At 63.2% G+C, this 9,424-nt stretch carries 10 protein-coding genes and 2 pseudogenes; 5 read left to right on the top strand and 7 right to left on the bottom strand.

Annotation, left to right across the window (positions count from 1 at the left end):
- From EOA86_RS10280 to EOA86_RS10250, 7 genes and pseudogenes are all read right to left on the bottom strand, one after another.
- A pseudogene (locus tag EOA86_RS10280) lies at positions 1-273 on the bottom strand (alkaline phosphatase); the annotation flags it as partial.
- Between the two features lie 278 nt (positions 274-551).
- Entirely contained in the window at positions 552-1,568 is a 1,017-nt protein-coding gene (locus tag EOA86_RS10275) for a GH25 family lysozyme (RefSeq protein WP_128341514.1), read from the bottom strand.
- 229 nt (positions 1,569-1,797) lie between these two features.
- The gene (locus tag EOA86_RS10270; protein ID WP_029353718.1) at positions 1,798-2,022 is read right to left on the bottom strand and encodes a hypothetical protein; all 225 of its coding nucleotides are present in this window, start codon (positions 2,020-2,022) and stop codon (positions 1,798-1,800) included.
- A gap of 133 nt (positions 2,023-2,155) precedes the next feature.
- Positions 2,156-2,554, bottom strand: coding sequence for a GFA family protein (locus EOA86_RS10265; protein ID WP_128341513.1), 399 nt, complete (start codon positions 2,552-2,554; stop codon positions 2,156-2,158).
- Between the two features lie 220 nt (positions 2,555-2,774).
- Entirely contained in the window at positions 2,775-3,725 is a 951-nt protein-coding gene (locus EOA86_RS10260; protein ID WP_128341511.1) for an alpha/beta hydrolase, read from the bottom strand.
- Positions 3,726-3,751: 26 nt separating this feature from the next.
- On the bottom strand, positions 3,752-4,237 hold the full coding sequence (locus EOA86_RS10255) for an SRPBCC family protein (RefSeq protein WP_128341510.1): 486 nt from the start codon (positions 4,235-4,237) through the stop codon (positions 3,752-3,754).
- Between the two features lie 132 nt (positions 4,238-4,369).
- Entirely contained in the window at positions 4,370-4,618 is a 249-nt protein-coding gene (locus EOA86_RS10250; protein WP_065008163.1) for a ParB N-terminal domain-containing protein, read from the bottom strand.
- A gap of 156 nt (positions 4,619-4,774) precedes the next feature.
- On the opposite strand from EOA86_RS10250, the gene EOA86_RS10245 reads away from it, so the two are divergent.
- From EOA86_RS10245 to EOA86_RS40105, 5 genes and pseudogenes are all read left to right on the top strand, one after another.
- Positions 4,775-6,415, top strand: a complete 1,641-nt coding sequence (locus EOA86_RS10245; protein WP_128341508.1) for a N,N-dimethylformamidase beta subunit family domain-containing protein — start codon at positions 4,775-4,777, stop codon at positions 6,413-6,415.
- Between the two features lies 1 nt (position 6,416).
- The gene (locus tag EOA86_RS10240; protein WP_128341506.1) at positions 6,417-7,796 is read left to right on the top strand and encodes an aspartate aminotransferase family protein; all 1,380 of its coding nucleotides are present in this window, start codon (positions 6,417-6,419) and stop codon (positions 7,794-7,796) included.
- Position 7,797: 1 nt separating this feature from the next.
- Positions 7,798-8,727, top strand: coding sequence for a 3-keto-5-aminohexanoate cleavage protein (locus tag EOA86_RS10235; RefSeq protein WP_128341504.1), 930 nt, complete (start codon positions 7,798-7,800; stop codon positions 8,725-8,727).
- A 9-nt stretch (positions 8,728-8,736) separates the two neighbouring features.
- Positions 8,737-9,255: a GNAT family N-acetyltransferase gene (locus EOA86_RS10230; RefSeq protein ID WP_164891660.1), complete on the top strand. Its 519-nt coding sequence runs from the start codon at positions 8,737-8,739 to the stop codon at positions 9,253-9,255.
- A pseudogene (locus EOA86_RS40105) lies at positions 9,252-9,424 on the top strand (histone deacetylase family protein); the annotation flags it as partial. The gene EOA86_RS10230 and the pseudogene EOA86_RS40105, both read left to right, overlap by 4 nt.

The following is a 9,424-nucleotide window of genomic DNA, read 5'->3' as shown; positions in this document are numbered from 1 at the left end:
GCTCTTCGACGTGTTGACGCCGGCCAGCACCTTCCCGCCGATGACCACGACCGACGTCGGCTCGCCCTCGATCTTGACGATGCCGCCGGCCTTGGGCGCCTTGGGGTCGGTGATGTCGATGAAGCCGACCGCGCCGAGCGGGCTGTCGGAATAGACCAGCGTCATGCCGTCTTCGGTCGGCGTGATGATCTCGGACGAAGTCGGCGTGGTCTGCTCGACGTCCGCCGGGAGGTTTCCGGCGACGGCGAAGCTCGCGACCCGGTTGAACATCATGTCGGCATGGGCCGGCAGCGAAACGGAGGCAGCAAGCGCTGCCGTCAGGACGAAAAGCGCGGAATGGCGGGGCACGGGTGGCGTCTCCTGTTCGAATGGAAGCCACCTGCTTTGGGGGAACGACATTTCAAAGCGATGACGGATCCATGACAGTTCTGAGACAGGCGGTCAGGTCCGTCGATATTCATCTCATGCGGGCCTTCAAATGGCGGCTTTCTGCGGCCGCGATCAGCACCCCGCAGGCGCGAGCAGCAAGAAGTTCCCCCGGAAGGAACTCCCTACTCCGCCTCGGCCACCATCTGCCGCCCACCAACCCAGTTCCGCCAGGCTCTCTCGTCGCCGTGGAAGACGTTGAGGTCGATGCGGCCTCTCACGCCGTGCGACAGGCCGGAGCCGGAATACTGCCAGAACACCCATTTGCGGCCGGGATAGACCTTTGACGGGTGCTGTGCCACCGCGCGCAGCCAGAACGGATAGTCGGGGAAAGCGCCTCTGAGATTGTCGCGGTAGAAATCGGGCGCGGTGTAGATGATGGGCCGCTGGCCGTAGTGGGGCTCGAGCTTGTCCATGAACACCTGCATCTTCTCCAGCACCTTTTGCCGCGACGGCCGCCGCTTGCAGCTGGATTCGCCGTTCCACTCGACATCGATCACCGGCGGCAAGGCGCCCTCAACCCTCGGCACGTTGCGGATAAACCAGTCGGCCTGCTCGCCTGCCGTACGGCACCAATAGAAGAAATGGTAGGCGCCGCGCTTGAGGCCGGCGGCGTCGGCATTGCGCCAGTTCTTCATGAACATCGGATCAAGATGATCGCCGCCATCGGTCGCTTTGATGTAGGCGAAGTTCGCGCCCTGCGCGCGCAGCTTTGCCCAGTTCACGTTGCCCTGCCAACGTGAAACGTCGACGCCGTGAACGGCGAGGTGCCTGGGCGAGGCCTTGCCGAAATTGATCGGCTTGGCGTCACGAAAACGGTAGCGCTGGACCGGCTCGGCGAGGATCGGTGCTGCTCGTGCCAGCCGCTTCGGCGCCACCAGGGCAATCGGCTCGACGGGTGGTTCGATGCTGTCGGCAGGCTCTGGAGTGGCCATCGCCACAGTCTGCTCCGTCGCCTCTTCCTGCTCAAAGTCGGGTGCGGCATCGGCCGCACCGACCGACGCCACCGGCGCGGGCGGCCGCACAACGGAGCTGGTCGTCTCGCTGGATGGCACTTGCAGTGCGTCGACGCCGGACGTGGATGTGCAGCCGGCAAGGCAAAGTGACGCGATCGAGAAGATGACGACGCCTGATAACCGCATCTGGACCTGTACGCAGAACACAACAGACCGAGGGCAAGACAACGCCGCCGGACAACCGATCCAGATTACTAACGAGAAATTGCCAACAAAGTTTGAATCAAATTGTTAGGATGAGAGCTGGGCAAACAGAATACATGGCGCCCGCATTATCACAGTAGCGGTGAGAGCTTGGAAACGCCGGCAGGATGGAGACGGCGAGAAGGATCGCCGACGCCTGCAGGCCCGCTGCCTAGCCGCACAGCCATAACTTGTGGCAGCTTTCGGCTACCATGTGAGCGGGCGGTATGAAGCGGTCGGTGACGGGGCGATCGTTGACGACCGGTGCATCATCCCGGCGAACCTTTTCTTCAAGCAGCGAGCGAAGCTCGGCCGGCTGTACGCGGTCACGCTCCATCACGAGCTTGACCATCGGATCGCTCAAAAGCTCATCCAGGGTGTTGATTCTGTCTTTCATCCGTCGCCTCCTCGACTGCCGACCCGCACGTGATAGATAGGCGGCAATGATGGCTCGCCAATGACGCTTTGCCGGCTATCTCGTGTCCCGGATGAAAAAATTGGGCACGTTTTGCGCTCAGTTCGCCTGTGCTTCAGTTCGGGGGTGGCGCGCCTTCATATTGCGGCAGGCCGTCGTCAAGCTGCACCCAGGGCTGCTTCGAGGCGGTCCACATATGCATCTGCGGCTTGAATACCGAAGGGGCGTCGAGCGAGCCTGAGGTCACGCCGATGATGCCGGCGGAGTCGCGCCGGGAAAACATCGTCGTGCCGCAGCCCGGGCAGAAGCCGCGCTTGAGATCGGGCGAGGAATTCACCGTCGCCACCGGCCCGTCGATGGTCACGTCGTCGATGCGGAACAGCGAACGTGCGTTGAAGGCCGCGCCCAGCGCCTTCTGGCAGAGCCGGCAATGGCAGACCCGCTCGTTGATCGGCGTGGCATTGGTGCGGTAACGCACCGCGCCGCACAGGCAGCCACCCTGATATTTCGCCATTACCTGCGCCCCTCTTTCTGAAGATTGTCGGCAAGATAGCTGCCGGCACAGCAGCGTCAATTGAAAAGCCTTGATAGGGCCATCTATGGCTGTGATGCGGGAGATGCCATTGGCCCTCACGACGTGTGTCGGGATTGCCAAGGCTTATAGCCGGCTTCAGAGGGATAAGCCTGCCCGGCCATCTCGCAGGAGATGGGCCGGGCAGGCCGCTGTCAGGTGGTTATTCGCTGATGACCTCGTCCCAGGTCTTGACCTTGGTCTCGCCATTGAGGAAGGGCAGAGTGACTGCTATCAGTTCCGGCGCGAAGAACACGTCATAATGGGTGCGGTTCGGCAGGATGGCCAGCCGGTTCTGCGAAAGGTTCTCGCGCATCCAGCCGGCATCCTTCAGTCCGCCGCCGAGCATCTGATAGAATTTGATCTCATGCTCGGGCCGGTACATGTCGCTGTCGCCAAAAACCAGCATGACCGGCATCTTCAGCTTGGGTACGTCGGCGGAGTAGTCGTAGTCCTTGCGCATATGGGCGCCCAGTTGATCGAGCAGCTTCGGAAAGTCCTGCGGATGCGGCGCGACCGCCACGTAGGACTTGTACATCGGCGTGTCTTTCATCATGTCGGCCATCGCCGCGCCGACCTGCGCCTGCTGGGCGCGCATTTCGGCATAGAAGCCGTCCGAGGCATAGCCGGCCGACACCAGGACCAGCCGGCGCACCGCATCGGGATGCTGGACGGCCATGCGGAAGGCGACGCCGCCGCCCAGCGAATAACCCATGACATCGACCTGCTCGTAGCCGAGCGCCTTGACGATCGCCGCCATGTCGTCGCCCATCGCCTCCAGGCTGAGCGGCCGGTCGCCGAGCGCGGTGCGGCCGTGACCGTGCAGGTCGACGCCGATGACGGTGCGGTTTTCGGCAAACTTCGGCAGGATCGGCGCGAACATGTCGGTGGTGCCGAGACCACCATGCAGCAGAAGCAGCGGCTCGCCCTTGCCGTAGACGGCGTAATAGTAGTTCAGGCCGTTGATCGGCAGCAGGCCGGATTTCGCCGGCTTCGGCATTGCTTTCGTTTCAGTGGTCATGACGGGCTTTGCTTCCTCAGCTTTGGTGGAGCCCGGCGCGGCGAAGAGCGCTGCAGCCGAGGCGAAAATGGCGAAAAACATCGCTCTGGACATGTCGGTCTCCTTCCGTCCCGCTGATATCAAAGCCGCTTGGCGACTTCTTCGAGCTGGTCGGCGCACTGGCCCCAGCCCTCGTGAAAGCCCATCTTCTCGTGCTCTTCGCGATCGGCGACGGACCAATGCGCAACCCGGGCGATGTAGCGGGTCTTGCCCTCGCCCTCATCCTCGAAGGTCAGTACGACAGTCATGAACGGTTTTTCGGACGGCTCCCACGCCTTCGTATAGGCGTCGGTGAGAACGATCTTCTTGCCCGGCACGACTTCGAGGAAGATGCCGGGGTTCGGAAATTCATTACCATCGGGTCCCGCCATGACGACCAGGCTGGAGCCGCCGCTGCGCACGTCCATTTCGGCGCGCGGCGTCGTCCACGGCTTGGGCGCGAACCATTGCGTCACGAGCTTCGGCTCGGTCCAGCAGCGATAGACGTTCTCGCGCGGCGCATCGATGATGCGGGCAAGAACCAGTTCGCGGTCGGAGCCGGGGGCGATGTCGAGCTTGGTGGTCATGATGATCTCCTCACTTGCAAAAGAGTTGGCTTGAATGCCGGTTTCCGTCTCAAGGACGAGCGGGCAACGCGCAGCCCGACAGCGTCCGCGAAAATTTCACCAGGCCGATTCCGGCGAACGCCGAATGAGAGCTTAGTGGCGCTTGGCTTGCACCAGATAGGCGTCGATATCGGTCTCGCCGAGCCACTTCGCCGCTTCTAGCCGATGCAGGCCTTCGACCAGGACATGGCGCTTGCCGTCGTGGCGCACCTGGATCGGCGTCTTCATGCCGTTTTCCAAAATGTCTTCGGCCAGATGCCGGACGGTCTCGGGATGCAGTGTCTTCCTGCGCGCGGTCGGCACGTAGATGTCGTCCACCTTGACCTTTTGCACTCTCAGCATGTCGGCTCCCGTGGCGAAAAAGGCCACCCTTTGTGAGATAGTCGGTTTGGAAGGCAAGGCCAAGGCCGGCTGTGAGCATCGCTGGCCCGATCGTTTCCAATTGACGGTTGGCCGGCAGATGGTCGAAATGACGCGTTCGACCCTTCACAGGCGTTCATGACGAAGCTTCCTACCGAATTCCCCGATTTCGGACTGACGCCCCACCAGCGCCGGCAAGCCGTGCGCGGCCACTACTGGGAGTGGCCGGGCATGGATGGCGAACGCGGCGAGATCTGGTGCTACAGCGACCGTTTTTCGTACCGCCGGGACGAGACGGTGGTGCTGCATGTCAGCTCGACGGCCTCCAGCTTTAGCATGTCGATCGTCCGCGACGGCGGCACCGAAACGAAAATGTTCGAGAAGGCTGGAATCGCGGCGCGCTGGCAGGATACACCCGACCAATGTTCGGTCGTGGGCTGCGGCTGGGGCGCTTCGTTTGAATTCCGGGTCGGCGACGACTGGCCGTCCGGAGCCTACCGCGTCACGCTGACGGCGGACGGCCGCGACGGCAAGCCGATCCGCTGCCAGCATCTTTTCATCGTTAGCCCGCAGCCCGGCAAGAAACGCGGTCGTGTGCTGCAGGTTGCAGCCACCGGCACCTGGCTTGCCTACAACACGTGGGGTGGCTCCAATCATTACGAAGGCATCACCGGCCCGAACCGCGACCAGTATGCCCCAATAGTGTCGAAGCAGCGGCCATGGTGCCGCGGTTTTGTTGTTCTGCCGAACGAGGCGCCGCGCGTGCCGCTCGAGGTCGCCGTGCCGCCCAAGACCGTGCCGCGCTATCCGCATATGGAATGGGCCTTCGCCACCGGCCATTCGAAGAAATACGCCTCGTCCGGCTGGGCAAGCTATGACAGCCACTTCTTTCGTTTTGCCGAGCGTGCCGGCTATGGGGTCGATCTCGCCAGTCAGCACGAATTGCATTTTTCACCTGAAATCCTCGACGGCTATGACTGCGTCGTCTTCGTCGGCCATGACGAATACTGGACCTGGGAGATGCGCGACACTGTCGACGCCTATGTCGAGCGCGGCGGCCATGCGGCGCGCTTCGCCGGCAATTTCATGTGGCAGACCAGGTTGGAGGACGAGGGCCGCCGGCAAGTCTGTTACAAATACCGCGCCCGCGCCGAGGATCCGGCCTATCGGGGCGGCGACGTGACCCGTGCCACGAACTCCTGGGAGGCACCTGAGATTGGCCGGCCGGGCGCCTCGACTTTCGGGCTCAATGCGACGAGGGGCCTCTACGCCGGCTGGGGCGGTTGCGCGCCGCGCGGCGTGCGCGGCTTTCCGGTCTACCGGCCGGAGCATTGGGCGTTCGCCGGCACAGGCATCTACTACGGCGACCTGCTCGGCGCCGACAGCCATGTCTATGGCTATGAGGTCGACGGGCTCGACCACGAGATCCGAGGCGGACTGCCCTACCCTACGCCCAACAGCGGCGCACCGGACGGGCTGCAAATTCTCGCGGTCGGCATGGCTGCCCAAGTCGAGGAGAGCGCCGATATTCCGTTCGAAGACCAGTTCCTCGGCGACGAGGACGGACGCTTCACCGCCGAAACGCTGTTCGGCGAGGCGAGCGACGCCAATCTCGACAAGGTCAAGCGCGGCAACGGCATGATCGTCAATTTCCCGCGCGGCAAGGGCGAGGTGTTCCACGCCGGAAGCTGCGAATGGGTCGCCGGCCTGCTAAGGCAGGACCCGATGGTCGAGCTCGTCACCAAAAATGTTCTCGACCGCTATCTCGGAAAGTCCTGACATGTTGAAGTCCCAAACCCCTGCCCCGGACACCGAGACGCGCCCGCCATCGAATCTGTTCTATCTGTCCAGTCTGCGCCGGCCGCTGGTCGACCGCGCCGAAGGCATCTACATCTGGACGCAGGATGGCCGCCGCTTCATCGACGGATCGAGCGGACCGATGGTCGCCAATATCGGTCATTCCAACCGCAACGTGCTCGATGCGATGAAGCGGCAGATGGACCGCGCAACCTTCGCCTACCGGCTGCATTTCGAGAACGAGCCGGCCGAGGAGCTCGCGCGCGAGCTGGCCGGAAAGCTGCCCGAAGGCATGGACCGCATTTTTTTCGTCTCGGGCGGCTCGGAAGCGACGGAATCCTGCATCAAGCTCGCGCGGCAGTGGGCAGTGGCGACAGGCCAGCCCAAGCGCTGGAAGGTAATCACCCGCTTTCCCTCCTATCATGGCGGCACGCTTGGTTCGCTATCCGTCACCGGCGACGACGCCTTGGCCGAAACCTTCATACCGATGATGCAGGTCATGCCGACCGTGCCGGCGCCGGCCGCCTGGCGCGACCGCGACAATCTCTCGATGGAGCAGCGCGGCATCCGCTACGCCGACATGCTGGAGGAGAAGATCCTTGCCGAAGGGCCGGAAAGCGTGCTCGCCTTCATCATGGAGCCGGTCGGCGGCGCTGCCACCGCGGCGCTGGTCGCGCCGGACAGCTATTATCCGCGCATCCGCGAAATCTGCGACCGCTACAGCATCCTGCTCATCCATGATGAAGTGATGAGCGGTGCCGGCCGCACCGGACAATTCCTCGGTGGCGACCATTGGAACTGCAAGCCCGACATCGTCGCGCTGTCGAAGGGGCTCGGCTCGGGCTATGCGCCGCTCGGCGCGCTGGCGGCACCGATGCGGCTGGTGCAGCCGCTGCTCGCCTCCGGCGGCTTCCAGCACGGCCATACCTATGCCGGCAATCCGCTCGCCTGCGCCGCCGGGCTCGCCGTGCTTAGCGAGATGGATCGTCTCGGCCTGATCGCCAATGCAGCTGACATGGGCGATCTTTTGATGGCCGGGCTGAAGGGGTTGGCCAAGCGGTTTCCGTTCATCGCCGACGTGCGCGGCAAGGGCCTGCTCCTAGGTGCCGAGATGGTCGCCGACCCCAATACGCTGGGGCCGATCGCACCGGCGAAGAAGGCCACCCAGCGGCTGCTCGACCTCGCCTATGAGCGCGGCCTGATCATCTATGGGCGAAAGGTTAAGGGCGGCTTCGACGGCGACAATTTCATGGTGGCACCGCCGATGATCATTACCAAGGAACAGGTCGGCGAAATCGTAGCCATCATCGGCGACTCGCTGCAGGTGCTGGCCAGCGAGCTCGATCTGCCGGTCGAAGGCTGAAATGGCGCCGCGAAAAGTCATCGTCACCTGCGCCGTCACCGGGTCGGTGCACACGCCGTCAATGTCGCCGCACCTGCCGGTGACGCCGGACCAGATCGCCGCAGAGGCTATTGCCGCCGCCGAAGCCGGCGCCTCGATCTTGCATCTTCACGCCCGCGATCCCAATGACGGGCGGCCGACCGCCGATCCTGATGTGTTCATGCAGTTCCTGCCGCGCATCAAGCAGGCGACATCAGCGGTGATCAACATCACCACCGGCGGCTCGTCGCTGATGACGCTCGACCAGCGGCTGGCCGCACCGCTCAGGGCCGAGCCCGAAATGTGCTCGCTTAATATGGGCTCGATGAATTTCGCGCTGTTCCCGATGCTCGACCGGCCAAGAGAGTGGCATCACGAGTGGGAGCCCAAGCTGCTTGAAGCGACACGCGACACGATCTTCAAGAACACCTTTGCCGACATGGAGACCGTGCTCGAAAGACTTGGAAAGGGCTGCGGCACACGCTTCGAATTCGAATGCTATGATGTCGGCCACCTCTATTCTTTAGCGCATTTTCGCGACCGGGGGCTGGTGTCAGGACCTCTGTTCATCCAGTTCGTGTTCGGCATATTGGGCGGTATCGGCGCCGATCCCGACAATTTGGTCCATATGAAGCGTATCGCCGACAAACTGTTCGGCGACAGCTATCAGTTTTCGGTGCTGGCCGCCGGCCGCCACCAGATGCCGATGATCTCGATTGCGGCGGCGATGGGCGGCAATGTCCGCGTCGGGCTGGAGGATAGCCTCTACGACGGCCGCCAGCTGGCAAAGTCCAATGCCGACCAGGTGCGCCGTATCCGCAGCGTGCTCGACGGGCTTTCGCTGGACGTCGCCTCGCCCGCTGAGGCGCGTGAGATGCTGGCGCTCAAGGGCGGCGACCGGGTGGCGTTCTGAGATGCGGCCGTGATCAACCCAGCGTCAAAAGACATTCGCATCCGGCCCGGCACCGTCGAGGACATCGAAACCATCCATGCTGCGATCCTGCGGCTTGGCGCCCATATCGGCGCGCCCGAGGAAATCACTTCTACGGCCGACGACCTTCGCACCTACGGCTTTGGCGAAAACCCTGCCTTCTCGACGCTGATTGCGGAAGTCGGCGGCGAGTTCGCCGGCCTGTGCCTGCATTTCCCGATCTTCTCGACCTGGATGGGCCGGCCCGGCGTCTATGTGCAGGACCTCTATGTCGAGGACCGGTTTCGCGGCCGCAGGATCGGCGAACGCCTGCTGCGTCGTGTCGCGCGAGAATGCCGGGAGGACGGCGGCGTCTACCTCAGGCTGTCCGTCGATACCGACAATGAAACCGCCAAAGCCTTTTACGAAAGACTGGGCATTGCCTGGTCGAGCTACGAGCAGGTGCAGAAAATCGTCGGCGACGCGTTCTTTGCCTTCGCCGATGCACCCGATGATGAGGAGCCAAGATGAAAGCCTTCTATGCCGAAGAACAGAAGCGCCATGATCCTAAGGCATTCCTCTCCAGCGGTGCGCAGAAACCCAATCCGGAAAAGCCGGAACGCGTCGAACGGCTGCTCGCCGGCGCAAGGGCCGCCGGCTGCACGATCGAACGGCCGAGAGATCACGGGCCAGGACCGGT

It is taken from the genome of Mesorhizobium sp. M5C.F.Ca.IN.020.32.2.1, from assembly GCF_004023105.1.
GTDB lineage: Bacteria > Pseudomonadota > Alphaproteobacteria > Rhizobiales > Rhizobiaceae > Mesorhizobium > Mesorhizobium wenxiniae.
The sequence above is the reverse complement of the archived record's forward strand: the minus strand, read 5'-3'. Positions and strand labels throughout refer to the sequence as shown.